Origin of the sequence: Prosthecomicrobium sp. N25, from assembly GCF_037203705.1 — a bacterium.
Taxonomy (GTDB): domain Bacteria; phylum Pseudomonadota; class Alphaproteobacteria; order Rhizobiales; family Ancalomicrobiaceae; genus Prosthecodimorpha.
This window is the reverse complement of record NZ_JBBCAT010000001.1, coordinates 1,507,432-1,521,179: the sequence shown is the minus strand read 5'-3', so window position 1 is coordinate 1,521,179 and position 13,748 is coordinate 1,507,432. Positions and strand designations below refer to the sequence as shown.

Sequence of the window (13,748 nt, the reverse complement as noted above, 5' to 3'; positions counted from 1 at the left end):
GCCTCGCGGAAGGAAGGGGGCGGCCCGCCGCGCGACGGGCGGCGGCGGCGGGCCGCGGCGGGCCGGCACACGCAGGAGGGGACGTGTCGACCTGCCGGTCGAATGCCGACCGCAAGGGTTGGCAGGCCGGCCCGGAGGGGGTCGGAGGGTGGGCCCGGCGAGCCGGGCGGGCCGGCGTCAGACGGTGCCGAACTTCAGGAGCTTGATGGCGTCGAAGTCCTGGATGCCGCCGCCGACGCGCTTGGTGGTGTAGAAGAGCACGTAGGGCTTGGCCGAGTAGGGATCGCGCAGGACGCGGACGCCGACCCGGTCGACGACCAGGTAGCCGCGGCGGAAGTCGCCGAAGGCGATCGAGTAGCTGTCGGCCGCGATCGCCGGCATGCTCTCGGACTCCGCGACCGGGAAGTTCATGAGGGTCGCCTGCGCGCCCGGGCTGGCGGGGGGCTGCCAGAGATAGCTGCCCTGGCTGTCCTTCAGCTTGCGGATCTCGGCCTGGGTGCGCCGGCTCATCACCCAGGTGGCGTTCTGCCGGTAGCCGGCGCGCAGCGCGTAGACGAGGTCGACGAGTTTGTCGGAAGGGTTGGTGGCCGGGAAGGCGCCGGAGACGCCGGTCGTCAGGTAGCCGAGGTTGTTCCAGGACCAGGAGGCGTTGGCGACCTTGGCGTAGGCGAGGAAGCCCTTCGGCTTGTTGATGCCGTCGCCGGTCACGAAGGCGATGCCCTCCTGCTCGGCGAAGACCTGCTCGACCTCCTCGGCGATCCAGCGGTCGATGTCGACCGCGGCGTCGTCCAGGAGCGCGCCCGTCGCCGACGGCATGGCGTAGAGCTCCATGGTCGGGAAGGCGAGGAGTTGCAGGACGGGGCTCGAGGTCTCGGGCCGGGCGCCCGTCTCGGCCACCCAGCCGGCGGCCGGGCCGGTCGCCGAGAAGGGCTTGTTGTAGACGGAGGCGGAGACCTGGCGGTTGCCCGCGATGGCGCGGATCGGCGAGATGTCGGAGAGGCGCCGGGTGATCTCGCGCTCCAGCTCGGCCGGGACGAGGTAGCCGCCGTCCTGGCCGGAGCCGACCGAGAGGGCCTTCTCCTCCAGCCGCTTCAGGTTCATTTCCACCCCGCCGCGCACATAGGCGTCGAAGGCCCGCTTGTGCTCGCTCGGGCGCGCCTCGCCGCGGTCGCGCGGGTCGCCGAGCCGGGGACGGGCGGCCTTCAGGGCGAGGTCGTCGGTCAGGCGCTTCTGCTCCTCGAGCGCCCGGTCGATGCGGTCGAGCTTCTCCACGGTGAGCACGTCGGCGGCGCCGCGGCGCTCGAGGTCGTCCAGACGGCGGTCGTTCTCCTCGCGGAACGCCGCGAAGGTGGACATGAGGTCCTCGAAGGCGGAGGCGACGTCGGCGTCGGTCCGGAGAGGGCGGGCGGCGGACTTCCGTTCGGGGGCGGATGCGATCTCAGCGGTCATGGAGACCTCGCGGGGTTCGGGGTTCGAGAAGGGCGGCCGCCCGGCGGATCCGGTCGGCGAGCGGCGGCTCGGGCCGGCGCGCGGCCGGCGCGGTCTTGACCGCGGAGACCCGGGCGGCGGGGAGCATCGGGAAGGTGACCAGGGAGATCTCCCAGAGGTCGATCTCGATCAGGCGGCGGACGCCGGCCTTCGGCTCGGCGCGGCCCTTGACGGTCCTGAAGCCGATCGACAGGCCGTCGAGGACACCGGCTCGCATCAGGGCGAGCGCCTCGCGGGCGCGGGCCACCTCGGTCAGGAGCCGGCCGCGCACCTTGAGGCCGCGGGCGTCCTCGCGGATCTCGAGCCAGCGGCCGATCGGCTCGGCGGGATCGTGATGCCAGAGCATCTTGACGCCGCTCGCGCCGCGCCGGGCGAGCGAGGCCGCGAAGGCGCCGGGCTCGACCACGTCGCGGGCGAGGTCGACGGCGCCGAAGAGGCTCGCGTAGCCGACGAAGGTGCCGTCGGCGTCGACCGACGAGAGCGCGGCGGCGGCGCGCTTGATCTCCGGGGCGGCGGCGGGGGCGGTCATCGGCGTGCTCCGCGGCGTACCGCGGCCGCGGCGAGGCGGCCGGCGAAGCGGGCGAAGACCCGGCGGTGGTCGGGCGTGGCGGTCCCCGTCGGGGCGAGCGGAGCCGTGGCGCGAAGGAGCGCGATCAGGGCGGTCATGGCGGTGAACCTCAGTCGTCGTCGAAAAGGCGGGTCAGGCGGGCGATCTCGGAGACGAAGTCCTCGAAGCGGCGGTTGGAGGCGGCGAGTTCCTTGGTGGTCCAGACGAGCAGCGCGCTCGCCCCGGAGGCCCAGAGGAAGAGCGCCAGATGGGCGAGGTCGCCGCGGTCGGCGAAGGTGCGGACGAGGTCGGTCACGGCCGGTCCTCGCGGGGGCCGTAGCCGACCGCGATGCGCTTCTCGTCCTCGCTCAGGAACTCGGCCGCCCCGACGCGCGACCAGAGGGCGTCCCGGTCGGCCGAGAGCGCGGGGGCCTGGTCGGTGTCGAGCGAGAGCCGCAGGCCGGCGTTCCAGAGGGGCCCGAGCCAGGCGGACAGGGCCTCGGCGGTGCGCTCGGCGAGGGGCAGCACGGTCTGGCGCCAGAAGGCGCGGTTGGCCTCCTGGTAGTTGGCGTAGGTGTTGTCGCCCGGGATGCCGAGCAGCATCGGCGGCACCCCGAACGCGAGGGCGATCTCGCGGGCGGCCTCGCGCTTGGCCTCGATGAAGTCCATGTCCTTCGGCGAGTAGCCCATGCTCTTCCAGTCGAGCCCGCCCTCCAGGAGCAGGGGGCGGCCGGCGTTGCGGGCGCCCTGGAAGCCGTCCTCGAGCTCCCGCTTCAGCCGCTCGAACTGATCGTCCGTGAGGTTGCCGCCCTCCTTGGACTGGTAGACCAGCGCGCCGGAGGGCCGGGCGGAGTTGTCGAGGAGGGCCTTCGACCAGGCGGAGGCCGCGTTGTGGACGTCGAGCGAGACCTGCGCGGCCTCGAGCGGGGAGAAGCCGTAGTGGTCGGAGAGCGGGTGGAAGAGCGTCAGCTGCAGGACCGGGGAGATGCCGTCGGGGCCGGGGCGGAACCGCAATGTGCGGTCCCCGACCGTGTAGTCCCACCCCTCCGGCCAGCCCTCCGCACCCGGCACCACCTTCATCCGGTCCGGGCGCAGGACGTGGAGTTCGCGCGGGACCCCGTCCACCCGGACGAGCTCCAGGTAGGCATTGCCGGAGACGAGCAGGTGGCCGTAGGCGGCCTCCATCAGGGCCCGTCCCGAACGGCCCGCGCCGGGGGCGGACAGCAGGGCGAGCAGGGGATGCCGGTCGAGCTCGCGCTCGTTCTCGAAGGCGAGCCAGCGCAGAGAGGCGGCGCATTCGGAGATCAGCCGCACGGCACGGTGCACGACCGGGTTGCGGGCATAGCCCTCGCGGGCGAGCGCCGCGTAGTCGCGCGGGGTCCACACGGGACGTCCGTGCGACTGGAAGGCGATCAGGGGCGCCGCCAGCGAGGCCTTGGCCTCGGGCATGGTGGGGCGCGGCCGGCGCGCCAGGGCGCGCCACCAGGGGACTGTGGGCATGGGGTGGCTCTCCCTTCGATCGGGACACGCTCGCGCCTGCTCAATCCGGGACCATCGCGCAGGGCTCGGAGGTCTCCACCCGAGCCGGAAAGGCACTTGGGGCGGAGCGCGCGCCGGGACGGCCGTGTCAGCTCGCGCCGGCACGTCCGGACGTTGCTGCGGCATTGACATTACGAACTTTGGACAAGATGATGCAGGCTCCTGCCGCAGTGTTCACAGACCGGCACCTTACGACCGGAGCGCCGCGGCGGGGTTCGGGAGGTATTTCACATGGATCGAATTGTATTGATGGCCACGGCGCTCGCCGTCGGCCTGGGGACGTCTTTGGCTCATGCTCAAGACATACGAGCAACCATCGAGGCCGGCAACGCCAAGTGGGATGCGGCGTTCAACAAGAAGGACGCCGCCGGGATCGCGGCCCTCTATGCGGCCGACGCCAAGCTGCTGCCACCCGCCAAGGTGGTGGTCAGCGGCCCCGCGGAGATCGAGAAGTTCTTCAAGAGCATTCTCGAAGGCGGCTTCGCCGACCACAAGATCGAGATCGTCGACCTCAAGGTCGAGGGCAACCTCGCCTACCAGGCCGGCCGCTGGACCGCCACCGGCCCCGCCCAGGGCGGCACCCGCGCGACCTACACGGGCAGCCTCATCAGCGTGCTGGAGAAGCAAGCCGACGGCTCCTGGAAGAGCCGGGCGCACACGTGGAACGTGGCGAACTGACGTCGCCTCGCCGGGACGGCGCCGGATTTCGGCTCCGTCCTAGACGGCCCTCACCTTCGGGCTTCCCCGGCCCTCCAGCATCAGGTGGGTGAGGGCCCAGACGAGGGCGTCGAGGCGGTCGGGGGAGCGGCCGTCGGAGAGGCCGCCCGGGCCGAAATCCGCCATCTCATCTTCCAGTTCGGGGAAGACGCCGGCGTGGCGGACCCGGTTCTGGGCGTAGAGGGCGGCGACCGGTTCGGCGCGGACGTACTTGCCGCGGGTGGCGCGCACGGACTTGACGGGCACGCCGGGATCGACCTCGCGCAGGACCGCCGCCACCATGTCGCCGCCCTGGTTCACCTCGGCCACCAGGGCATCGGCGTCGAGCGAGCGGTAGAGGCCGATGGCGCGGGCGGCCCAGTCGGCGGGGCGCAGGCCGGCGGCGGAGAGGTCGGCGAGCACGTAGGCGGTGCCGTCCTCGGCGCGGCCGGCGGCCACGATTCCGCAGGCGTCGGCGCCCTTGGCCGCGCTGGCCGGCGGGTCGATAGCGACCACGATGCGGGCGAGCGGCGGGGCCTGCTCGACGCGAAGGCGCTCCAGGTCCTCACGGCGGAAGAGGGCGTCGGCCCGATCCTCGATCATCTCGCCGTCGAGCTCCTGGCGGCCGAGGCGCGTGCCGCGATAGCGGCCGACCACAGCATCCAGGAACCGCGGCGCCAGGTGGAAGGCATTGGCGCGCGTGGAGGCGCGGGTGACCACGGTGCCCGCCTCGGCGAGGAGCCGGCGCATGAGCGGCACGGGGCGGGGCGTGGTCGTCGCCAGCTGGCGCGGGGTCTCGCCGAGGCGCAATCCGAATTGCAGCATGTCCCAGGACTCCTCGGCATGGCGCCACTTGGCGACCTCGTCGCCCCAGGCGGCCTCGAATTGCGGACCGCGGAGCGCCTCCGGGTCCTCCGACGAAAAGGCTTGCGCGACCGCGCCGTTCGGCCATTCGAGCCGGCGCAGCGACGGCTTCCACACGGGCCGGTCGGCGCGGCGGTGGACCCTCAGAAGACCGGACACGCCCTCGATCATGACGTCGCGGACGTCCGCGAAGGTCTCGCCGACAAGGGCGATGCGGCCGACCGGCAGGGCCGCGAAGGGCCGGCGCCCGAGGGCCAGGGCCTTCACCCACTCGGCGCCCGCCCGCGTCTTGCCGGCGCCGCGGCCGCCCAGGATCAGCCATGTGGTCCAGGGCCCGGGCGGCGGCAGCTGGTCGTCGCGCGCCCAGAGGATCCAGTCGTCGCCGAGGCGGGCCGCCTCCTCGGGGGAGAGGCCGGCCAGAAAGCGCTGCTGGTCAGGGTTCCCCGCGCAGGCCCGCAAGGCGGCGCGCAATATCGGCACGGAATGCATCGATGTCGACCTCCGCGGTCTCGGCGGGGGGCACCGCGATCTTCTCGAGCCCGATGAGCAGCTCCAGGGTGCGGGCGAGGGCGGCGAGCGTGCGGGCGTCCTTCTCGTCGGCCGGCGCCGTCTCCGCGTCTGGGGCGCGGGCGAGGCGGGCCTCGATGTCGCCGATCTGGCGCTCGACCACCTGGAAGAGCCGGTCGACCAGCGCCGCCCGGTCGATCGGCCGGGCGCGGCCGGGCTTGGCGGCCGCGGTCCGGCGCCCGCCTCGGGGCTTCCCTGTCCTGGGCTGGCGGAGGCGCCAGCCCTCGGCTCCGGCGCGGCGGTAGAGCTCGCCCGCGGGGATGCGGAAGCGCTGGAGAATCTCGCCGACCGCCAGCGCCGACTCCTCGTAGGCGAGGCGCACGGCGGGCCAGTCGACCTCCGTGGGCGAGGGCAGCGGATCGGGGCCGCCACCGGCGGCCGGCTGGGTCGAATGAGGCATCGGAACTCCGGGGTCGTCGGGGTCGGCGCGAAAGGGCCGGACAGGACCGGAACCATGGTGGGCCGCGTCATCGCCCCGCAAGCCGGCGCGGCATGGCGGCAGCCGCGAGGGATCGGAGCGAGCGACGATCCGGACAGGCCGGCGACGACGATCGTGTGGTGGCGCCGCCGTTCGATCGCCGAACGAAAGGCGGGGGCGCAGGGCGGATGCGAGGGAGCCCGCGGTCACGAGGATGCGCCGCGACGGCCTGAAGCCGCGCGGGCGAAGGGGTCGAAACGGGGTGTCGGGATCGCTCGGCGGCGTAGATGTCCGGGGCGGCCGGTAACGCCGATACTCGCCATGGGCGAGCCTCTGGAGGCGTGCCGGCCACACCTCGTGGACCGTAGTTGAACCCTACTGACGCAGCTCATGCTGTCAAGACGATTTTCCTGTGACAGACAAATTTTCCTACCTCCTCCGCTTGCCGACGGGAGGCGGCGGCGGGACCACCGGGATCTCGCCGGGCCAGTCGACCACGCGGTCCTCGAGGTCTTCGACGCCGTAGTCCTCCTCGCTGACGACGCGGTCGCGGACCGAGATGCCGGCGGCGTGCACGGTTTCCGGGTCGCCGCTGACGAGGGGGTGCCACCAATAGAGGTCGTCGCCGTTGGCGAGCAGGCGGTAGGCGCAGGTCGGGGGGAGCCAGGTGTAGGTCTGCTCGACCACCTCGCGGGGGTCCAGCACCACGCAGTCGGGGACGAAGTCGTGGCGATCCTCGTAGGAGGAACAGCGGCAGGATCCGCTGTCGAGCAGGCGGCAGGCGACGTCCGTCCAGTAGATGTCGCCCGTTTCCTCCTCCTCGAGCTTGTGCAGGCAGCAGCGGCCGCAGCCGTCGCAGAGGGACTCCCACTCCGCCGGCGTCATCTCGTCGAGGCGCTTGGCGCGCCAGAAGGGCCGGTCCTGTCCGGTCATGGAACTCGCTCGGCGGTCGACAGTTTGCCGGACCGGGAGCAGCGCCCCTCGACCCCGGCACGGGGCATGCATTAAACTCTCCTTAACGGACCGAACCGGTCCCGACCAGGGACAATGCCGCCCCAGGGGCGTGCCGCGACAGGACAGACCACGCGTGAGCGACACCGATCCGAGACGGCCCGACACCCCGGCGAGCGACTCCGGCAAGGCCCCGCCGCCCCCCCGGCGGCGGCGCTTCGGCTTCCTGGAAGTCGACGCCTGGATCGATTCCTCCATCTACCGCTTCACCCAGGGACTCGGCGAGAGCTACATCGCCTTCAACACCTTCATGCGCCGGTTCACCGTCACCGGCTGGAAGCGGGGCCTGGTCGAGATCCTGGACGACGGCATGACCTTCGGGGCGGCCGGCACCGTGCTGCTCGTCGCCTTCGCGCTGCCCGCCTTCGAGGCGACCAAGAAGGACTGGCGCAAGGAGGTCGACTACTCGGTGACCTTCCTGGACCGGAACGGGGTCGAGATCGGACGGCGCGGCATCCTGCTCAACGACACGGTGCCGCTCGACGACATCCCGGACCACCTGATCAAGGCGACGCTCGCCACCGAGGATCGCCGGTTCTTCGACCATTTCGGCATCGACTTCTTCGGCACGGCCCGGGCGCTGGTGGAGAACATCCGCCACAAGGGCGTGACGCAGGGCGGCTCGTCGCTCACCCAGCAGCTCGCCAAGAACCTCTTCCTCACCAACGAGCGGTCGCTCGAGCGCAAGATCAAGGAGGCCTATCTCGCCTTCTGGCTCGAGGCGAACCTCACGAAGCGCGAGATCCTGAAGCTCTACCTCGACCGCGCCTACATGGGCGGCGGCACGTTCGGAGTGGCGGCGGCGTCCGAGTTCTACTTCGGCAAGAGCGTGCGCGACATCAACCTCGCCGAGGCCGCGATGCTGTCCGGGCTCTACAAGGCCCCGACCAAGTACGCGCCGCACGTCAACCTGCCGAACGCCCGGGCACGCGCCAACGAGGTGCTGACCAACATGGTCCAGGCCGGGTTCCTGACCGAGGGCCAGGTGCTGGCGGCGCGGCGCAATCCCGCCAAGGCGGTCGACCGGCGGCGGGACTACACGCCGGACTACTTCCTCGACTACGCCTTCGACGAGGTCCAGGCGCTCTCGCCGGCCGACCACACCATCGTGGTGAAGTCGACGATCGACATCGGCATCCAGAAGAAGGCCGAGGAGGTGACCGAGAACACGCTCCGGCAATTCGGCCAGGAGCTCGACATCGGTCAGAGCGCGACCGTGGTGATGGAGCCCGACGGCGCCGTGCGCGGCATCGTGGGCGGGCGAGACTACGGCGCCAGCCAGTTCAATCGCGCGGTCCGGGCGAAGCGGCAGCCGGGCTCGTCGTTCAAGCCCTACGTGTACGCGACCGCACTGCTGGCCGGCCGCAACCCCAATTCGCGGGTGGTCGACCAGCCGACCTGCATCGGCGACTGGTGCCCGAAGAACTACTCGGGCGGCTTCTCGGGCGCGATGACGCTGACGACCGCGCTCGCCAAGTCGATCAACTCGATCCCGGTGCAGCTCGCCCGCGACATCGGCCGCGACCGGGTCGTGGCGACCACGCGGCGCTTCGGCATCACCCTTCCCGACAAGCCGGACTGGCCCTTCGTGCTCGGCGCGATGGAACTGACAGTGTTGGACCAGGCGGCCGGCTACGCCGCCTTCGCCAACGGCGGCCGGCGGGTGCACCCCTACGCGATCGATCAGATCCTGACGACGTCCGGGACCGTGATCTGGGATCACAAGACCCAGGTGAAGCCGCCGGAGCAGATCATGCCGGTCGACAAGGCGATGGAGATGAACCAGATGATGCTGCAGGTCGTCGAGAACGGCACGGCCCGGCGGGCGATCCTGGAGGGCATCCCGGCGGCCGGCAAGACCGGCACGACCCAGTCCTACCGGGACGCGTGGTTCATCGGCTACACGGGCAACTACGTGACGGCGGTCTGGGTCGGCAACGACGACTACCGCCCGATGGAGAAGGTCACGGGCGGGCTCATCCCGGCGCAGATGTGGAAGGACATCATGGCCTTCGCGCATCAGAACGTCGAGCTGAAGCAGATGCCGGGCGCGCCGCCGCCGGTGCGCAAGGGTTCGGAGCCGGCCGCGGTGGCGGGTGCCAAGCCGGGCGCCCCGGGCCAGGCGGGACAGCCGGGCAAGCCCGGGCTGACCGAGGTCGCTGGCGGGCAGCCGGCCGAGAGGCCCCGGCAGCTCTCGGTGCGCACGATCGGCGTCCTGACCGACATCGAGAGCCTGATGAAGTCGGCGCCGCCGGTCGGACGCCAGGGCGGACTGGCTCCGGTCGGCCGGCAGGGTGCGCTCGAACCCGGCAAGGCCCCGGCCGCCCCGGCCCGGGACGGCGGGCTGCAGCCGGTCGGCGGCGCCTCGGGGTCGGTGACGCCGGTCGGCGGCCCGGCCGGGCGGCTCGCCGCGGTCAACTGAGCAAGGGACCGTCGCAGGCGGGTCGCGGTCGGCGACGATCGGCCTTGGCCCGGCGCGCGACCCATTGACGGCAGCCGAGTCGTCCCCGAAGGATGACCCGCGCGACCCCCATGCGGCAGCCGGATCGTTCTCTTGCGTTTCGCCCTCGAAATCCTCCTCGCGGTCATCGTGGCGGTCGTCGCCGGGCTCGGCTCGACCTATCTGGCCGTGGGCGAGGGATGGCTGTTCCGCACCTACCGGGCCGGGGAATGGACCGCGTGGCCGGAGGGCGGGAGCACGGCGCCGGATCCCTATGCGCGCGCCCTGATCGCCAGGACGGCCCAGGTACCGCTCGGGGCCGGCGAGGGAATCGCGTTCTTCGCCACGCGCGATTCGAACGGGCAGCCGATCCGCGGCGGCTGCGAGTATCTCCTCTCGGGCGAGACGCCGCCGGCGCGCCTTTGGACGCTCGGGGTGGTCGACGCCAAGGGGGACCCGCCGGCGCACCGGTCGGGCCGGACCTTCTTCACCAGCCGCGAGGTGCTGCGCCGGCCGGACGGGCACATCGAGGTGGCACTCTCCCCGCAGGCGCGGCCCGGCAACTGGCTGCCGCTGCCGGACAGCGGCGCCTTGACCCTGATCCTGCGGCTCTACGACAGCCCGGCCGCGATTCCCGCGACCGCCGGGCAGATCGAGATGCCCCGGGTCCTGCCGCGGGGCTGCCGATGACGCGCGTGCTCTACGCGATCCTGTTCGGACTCGTGCTGGGCGGGGTCATCCACATCGTGGCAGTGCTCGGCCTGCCGCGCGTCGCGGAGAACGACGCCTGGGCGCGCATCGCGGCGCTCGGGCCGGACCAGGCGTTCAACCCGATCCCACGCCCCGGGCCGGGCGTCGACACGCTGCCGCTGATCGATCCGGCCTTCGCGGAATTCGCCTGCCGGTTCCGCCTCGACGACAACCCGGTGCGGATCCGGGCGACGCTGCCGGACCTCTACTGGTCGATCGCGGTCTTCAACGGACGCGGTGTGAACGCCTACAACCTCAACGACCGGTCGGTCGGCCAGAAGCCGGTCGACATCCTGATCGCCAGCCAGGACCAAATCGCCGACATCCGGGACAATCCGCCGGCCGACTTCAACGACACCATCATCGTCGACTGGGCCTCGGCGCGCGGCTTCGCCATCATCCGCGTCTTCGCGCCGACGCCGGCGGACACGCGCGACGCGGAGCTGGCGATCCAGAAGGCGACCTGCGCGCCCTACCCGCTCGGCTGAGCCGCGGTCACTTCTGCGGCACGACTTCGTTGACCGAGGCCGGATCGCGCAGGCGCGAGGGCCGCACCGGTGCGGCCACCGCCATGGCCTTGCGCACGCAGTCCTGCGCCTCGGCGGCCGCTATGGCGGCCTGCAGGCCGCTCCATCCGACGTTGACCTGGTAGAGTCGGTCCGTCGGGGTCTCGACGGCCATGCGGTCGATGGCGGACCGGTAGGAGGCGAGGCGGAAGCGCATGGCGCGCCAGACCCAATCCACCACGCGGGCGTTCTCGTCGACCCGGGCCGTGGCGTTGGCCAGCTCGCGGACAGCGGGGTCGGCCCGGCCGTCCAGGGAGACCATGCGGGCACGGTCGTCGGCGGCGACCCGGCAGGCGAGGCGCCAGAAGGGGCCGACGAGCTCACCGTCCTTGCCCATGTCGTCCAGCACCCGCGACCAGCGCGCCTCGCTGGAGGCGAAACGCTCGGAGCGGAGGAAATTGTAGTAGGCCTGCGTGTTGTAGCGGTGGTCGATCTCCGGCAGCAGGCGGGTGCGCTGGCCTTCGACCAGCAGGTCGCCGATCCAGTCGTTGGCGTGGGGCGGGACGACGAGGGTCCAGGCGCGGTCGCGCAGCGTGTCCTCGCGGTCAGTGCGGTTGAAGCCGGAGACCGGTTCGCCTCGGACATATTCGGCGACGAGGCTGCCGGCGGCGGGCAGGATCGTATCGTTCATGACGGACGGCTCGGCACGACCGAAGTCTCCGGTCGTGCGCCCCCAGCCGCCGGGCGGCCGGTCGCAGCCCGAAGCGAGCGCGGCGAGCGCGAAGGCCGCCAGGGTCGTGGCTTTGCGGCCGCTCACGCCCGGCGCCTGCGGCCCGTGCGTCCGTTGCCCCGCGGTCCCCGCGCCGGTCGGATCTCCGGGGCGGCCGCGTCGGCGTGACGTTCGTAGCGGATGCCGGTGAAGAAGAGCAACTGGGCGGGACCGGTGGACGGATCCTTGCGGTCCGTCCGGCGCCGCGCCGGATCGAAGACGAGAATGGTACCCATGAGGGCTCTCCACAATGCTTGCGGTACGCCCGAAGGCCGAGCCGGAAGGATACGCCCCGGATACGAATTCCTCACCACTCGGACGGTTCGGAACCGCCTTCGACCGGATCTGACGCCTTTCGAGGTTAACGCAGCCTTAACGAGTTCGGTGCACGATCCCTTACGGGATCTCGCGCCCGTTCCCCTGTGACTTCGATGCCCACCCAGACCCGTCTTCCGGGCTCCGGGGCGGCGTCGCGAAGGGGAGCGGCGCCGGGGTGCCGGCCGCGGCGAAGGCCGCGGCGCCTTCCGTGCCGCGTTTCGAGTCCGGGCTTGTCCATGTTCCCGTCCGAAGGCTTCCTGCGCTTCTCGTCGCTCGGTCAGGCGGATCGATCGTCGACGCTGCTGAGGGCGCTGGCGGACCTGTTCCTGAGCCACCCGGCCCATCGCCGCGACGACCTGGCGCTGTTCGAAGAGCTCTATCTCTCCATCTCGGCCGACGCGCCGGAGGCGGACCGCGCCGAGGTGGCGGCCCGGCTCGCCGGGCGCCCCGACCTGCCGGTTCGCGTCGCCGCCGCGATCGGGCTCGACGTGCCGGCCGTCGCCGGGCGCTTCGTCGGAACGAGCCCGGCGCTCGCTCCGGTGGACCTGGTCCGGATCGTCGGGCGGAGCGGCCCGGAGATCCGCGCCCTCGTGGCGGGCCGGCCCGGCCTCGACGGGAGCGTGGTCGAGGCGCTGATCCACACCGGCGACGTGGAGGTCCTGGCGCGCCTCCTGGACAATCGCGGCGTGGTGCTGGAGCCGGGCGCGGTGCAGGCCCTGCGGCGGGAGGCCGGGTCGCCCGAGATCCTGCGCCGGCTGGCGCGCCGGCCGGAGGCGCCGGCCGACCTCGCCATGGCAGCCTTTCTGGACCTCGACGCCGACGGGCGCGCCATCGCGCTGCGGACCGCCGCCGCCGAGGCCGCCCGGGGCCGGCTCAAGGCCCGCCCGAGACCTCCGAACGAGCCCCCGTCCGGTTTCGAGGCACGGGCGCACAAGCTCCTGGCGGCGCGGGACCACGCCGGGTTCGAGGCGCTCGTCGCCGAGGCCCTCGCCCTGCCCGCCCCCCTGGCGGCGCGCGTCTGCGCGGACCCGACGGGCGAGGCCCTGGCGGTCGGCCTGGCCGCGCTCGCCCTCGAGCCCGCCGCGGCGACCGGGCTCCTCATCCTGGCCGATCGGGCCGCCTCGCGCAGCTACTGGCAGACCCGGGCCCTGACGCTGCTCATCGGCAGCCTGGACGCCGATACGGCCGGGGTGCTTCTCGATCACTGGCGCGGCCGTCCGGCCCGGAAGGGCACGGCGCTCCGCCAGCTCCAGGACACCGGCGAGCCGGAGGCCCGCCAACGGGCGCCCCGCCGCGCGGCGATGCGGGACCGCAAGTCCGGCCGGGGCTGAGCCGCCGCCGAACGGCCCCGAGAGTCAGCGGCGGAACAGGCCCGCGAAGGGGTCGGGGCGCGGCTCGCCGGCGAGTTCGAGGAAATGCCGGCCGTGCCGGTCCTCCACCTCCACGGCCCAGAGATCGGGATCGAAGCCCCGCTCGCGCCCGATCCGTGCCTCCGCGTCGGACTCCGGCACACCCTGGAAGATCCGCTCGAAGCGGCGCTCGCCGCTGTCGTCGGCGTCGAAGAAGGCTTGCGGGGCCGGCCCGTAGAGGTCGGCCGTCCCGTCCAGCCGGGCGACCTTCACGAAGATGGCGCCGGCGTCGTCCGCCCCGTGGCGGAGCACGACGGCGGTGACGCCCTCGTGGGCGAGCCGGCGGATGTACGCGGCCACCCACAGTCCGGACTTGAGCCTCTGCATTCGGGATCCTCCGTGCCCGGAGGTATGGCGCGGGGGCGGGGCTGTAAAGCCCGAAGGCCCCGGCGGACCGGCTGCGGACGCCCGGGCGGCCGCCTTTGC

At 72.5% G+C, this 13,748-nt stretch carries 16 protein-coding genes; 5 read left to right on the top strand and 11 right to left on the bottom strand.

Features of this window, described 5'->3' with window-relative positions:
- Window positions 1-177: 177 nt before the first annotated feature.
- Genes WBG79_RS06885 through WBG79_RS06865 form a run of 5 tightly spaced genes read right to left on the bottom strand, consistent with a single transcriptional unit; the run spans window position 178 to window position 3,535 of the window.
- Window positions 178-1,449 carry a phage major capsid protein gene (locus tag WBG79_RS06885; RefSeq protein WP_337356366.1) on the bottom strand — a complete coding sequence of 424 codons (1,272 nt, stop codon included), beginning with the start codon at window positions 1,447-1,449 and terminating at the stop codon, window positions 178-180.
- Window positions 1,439-2,017: an HK97 family phage prohead protease gene (locus WBG79_RS06880; RefSeq protein WP_337356365.1), complete on the bottom strand. Its 579-nt coding sequence runs from the start codon at window positions 2,015-2,017 to the stop codon at window positions 1,439-1,441. Before WBG79_RS06880 ends, WBG79_RS06885 begins: the two co-directional genes overlap by 11 nt.
- Window positions 2,014-2,154: a hypothetical protein gene (locus WBG79_RS06875; RefSeq protein WP_337356364.1), complete on the bottom strand. Its 141-nt coding sequence runs from the start codon at window positions 2,152-2,154 to the stop codon at window positions 2,014-2,016. Before WBG79_RS06875 ends, WBG79_RS06880 begins: the two co-directional genes overlap by 4 nt.
- Window positions 2,155-2,165: 11 nt before the next feature.
- Window positions 2,166-2,351: a hypothetical protein gene (locus WBG79_RS06870; protein ID WP_337356363.1), complete on the bottom strand. Its 186-nt coding sequence runs from the start codon at window positions 2,349-2,351 to the stop codon at window positions 2,166-2,168.
- Window positions 2,348-3,535: a phage portal protein gene (locus WBG79_RS06865; protein WP_337356362.1), complete on the bottom strand. Its 1,188-nt coding sequence runs from the start codon at window positions 3,533-3,535 to the stop codon at window positions 2,348-2,350. Before WBG79_RS06865 ends, WBG79_RS06870 begins: the two co-directional genes overlap by 4 nt.
- A 270-nt stretch (window positions 3,536-3,805) precedes the next feature.
- Between WBG79_RS06865 and WBG79_RS06860 the strand changes: the two genes are divergently transcribed.
- Entirely contained in the window at window positions 3,806-4,252 is a 447-nt protein-coding gene (locus WBG79_RS06860; RefSeq protein ID WP_337356361.1) for a YybH family protein, read from the top strand.
- Window positions 4,253-4,291: 39 nt separating this feature from the next.
- Here the strand turns inward: WBG79_RS06860 and WBG79_RS06855 are convergent, their stop codons facing one another.
- The 3 genes from WBG79_RS06855 to WBG79_RS06845 form a co-directional block, all read right to left on the bottom strand.
- A complete protein-coding gene (locus tag WBG79_RS06855) occupies window positions 4,292-5,554 on the bottom strand; it encodes a DNA-packaging protein (RefSeq protein WP_443147442.1) in 1,263 nt (420 codons plus the stop codon).
- A gap of 13 nt (window positions 5,555-5,567) precedes the next feature.
- Window positions 5,568-6,101: a hypothetical protein gene (locus tag WBG79_RS06850; RefSeq protein WP_337356359.1), complete on the bottom strand. Its 534-nt coding sequence runs from the start codon at window positions 6,099-6,101 to the stop codon at window positions 5,568-5,570.
- Between the two features lie 447 nt (window positions 6,102-6,548).
- A complete protein-coding gene (locus WBG79_RS06845; protein ID WP_337356358.1) occupies window positions 6,549-7,052 on the bottom strand; it encodes a YcgN family cysteine cluster protein in 504 nt (167 codons plus the stop codon).
- Window positions 7,053-7,296: 244 nt separating this feature from the next.
- On the opposite strand from WBG79_RS06845, the gene WBG79_RS06840 reads away from it, so the two are divergent.
- The 3 genes from WBG79_RS06840 to WBG79_RS06830 all read left to right on the top strand — a co-directional run bounded on the left by WBG79_RS06840 (window position 7,297) and on the right by WBG79_RS06830 (window position 10,808).
- Window positions 7,297-9,552: a transglycosylase domain-containing protein gene (locus WBG79_RS06840; RefSeq protein ID WP_337357898.1), complete on the top strand. Its 2,256-nt coding sequence runs from the start codon at window positions 7,297-7,299 to the stop codon at window positions 9,550-9,552.
- Window positions 9,553-9,684: 132 nt separating this feature from the next.
- Window positions 9,685-10,260, top strand: a complete 576-nt coding sequence (locus WBG79_RS06835) for a DUF1214 domain-containing protein (RefSeq protein WP_337356357.1) — start codon at window positions 9,685-9,687, stop codon at window positions 10,258-10,260.
- Window positions 10,257-10,808, top strand: a complete 552-nt coding sequence (locus WBG79_RS06830) for a DUF1254 domain-containing protein (protein WP_337356356.1) — start codon at window positions 10,257-10,259, stop codon at window positions 10,806-10,808. The genes WBG79_RS06835 and WBG79_RS06830 overlap by 4 nt, the downstream gene beginning before the upstream one ends.
- A 7-nt stretch (window positions 10,809-10,815) precedes the next feature.
- Here WBG79_RS06830 and WBG79_RS06825 read toward each other — a convergent pair whose 3' ends face one another.
- The gene (locus WBG79_RS06825) at window positions 10,816-11,643 is read right to left on the bottom strand and encodes a hypothetical protein (protein ID WP_337356355.1); all 828 of its coding nucleotides are present in this window, start codon (window positions 11,641-11,643) and stop codon (window positions 10,816-10,818) included.
- On the bottom strand, window positions 11,640-11,831 hold the full coding sequence (locus tag WBG79_RS06820) for a hypothetical protein (protein ID WP_337356354.1): 192 nt from the start codon (window positions 11,829-11,831) through the stop codon (window positions 11,640-11,642). The genes WBG79_RS06825 and WBG79_RS06820 overlap by 4 nt, the downstream gene beginning before the upstream one ends.
- 318 nt (window positions 11,832-12,149) lie before the next feature.
- Here WBG79_RS06820 and WBG79_RS06815 point away from each other — a divergent pair, with 318 nt between their 5' ends.
- Complete coding sequence (locus WBG79_RS06815) at window positions 12,150-13,244, top strand: DUF2336 domain-containing protein (RefSeq protein ID WP_337356353.1); 1,095 nt, start codon at window positions 12,150-12,152, stop codon at window positions 13,242-13,244.
- Between the two features lie 24 nt (window positions 13,245-13,268).
- On the opposite strand, the gene WBG79_RS06810 is transcribed toward WBG79_RS06815, so the two are convergent.
- Window positions 13,269-13,649, bottom strand: coding sequence for a DUF1491 family protein (locus WBG79_RS06810; protein ID WP_337356352.1), 381 nt, complete (start codon window positions 13,647-13,649; stop codon window positions 13,269-13,271).
- Window positions 13,650-13,748 lie beyond the last annotated feature (99 nt).

What these genes read in the sequence shown, in the direction of transcription:
- WBG79_RS06860 (WP_337356361.1), top strand. Translation starts at nt 3,806, where the DNA reads ATGGATCGAATTGTATTGATGGCCACGGCGCTCGCCGTCGGCCTGGGG.
- WBG79_RS06850 (WP_337356359.1), bottom strand. Translation starts at nt 6,101, where the DNA reads ATGCCTCATTCGACCCAGCCGGCCGCCGGTGGCGGCCCCGATCCGCTG.
- WBG79_RS06845 (WP_337356358.1), bottom strand. Translation starts at nt 7,052, where the DNA reads ATGACCGGACAGGACCGGCCCTTCTGGCGCGCCAAGCGCCTCGACGAG.
- WBG79_RS06830 (WP_337356356.1), top strand. Translation starts at nt 10,257, where the DNA reads ATGACGCGCGTGCTCTACGCGATCCTGTTCGGACTCGTGCTGGGCGGG.
- WBG79_RS06865 (WP_337356362.1), bottom strand. Translation starts at nt 3,535, where the DNA reads ATGCCCACAGTCCCCTGGTGGCGCGCCCTGGCGCGCCGGCCGCGCCCC.
- WBG79_RS06875 (WP_337356364.1), bottom strand. Translation starts at nt 2,154, where the DNA reads ATGACCGCCCTGATCGCGCTCCTTCGCGCCACGGCTCCGCTCGCCCCG.
- WBG79_RS06885 (WP_337356366.1), bottom strand. Translation starts at nt 1,449, where the DNA reads ATGACCGCTGAGATCGCATCCGCCCCCGAACGGAAGTCCGCCGCCCGC.
- WBG79_RS06815 (WP_337356353.1), top strand. Translation starts at nt 12,150, where the DNA reads ATGTTCCCGTCCGAAGGCTTCCTGCGCTTCTCGTCGCTCGGTCAGGCG.
- WBG79_RS06820 (WP_337356354.1), bottom strand. Translation starts at nt 11,831, where the DNA reads ATGGGTACCATTCTCGTCTTCGATCCGGCGCGGCGCCGGACGGACCGC.
- WBG79_RS06810 (WP_337356352.1), bottom strand. Translation starts at nt 13,649, where the DNA reads ATGCAGAGGCTCAAGTCCGGACTGTGGGTGGCCGCGTACATCCGCCGG.
- WBG79_RS06880 (WP_337356365.1), bottom strand. Translation starts at nt 2,017, where the DNA reads ATGACCGCCCCCGCCGCCGCCCCGGAGATCAAGCGCGCCGCCGCCGCG.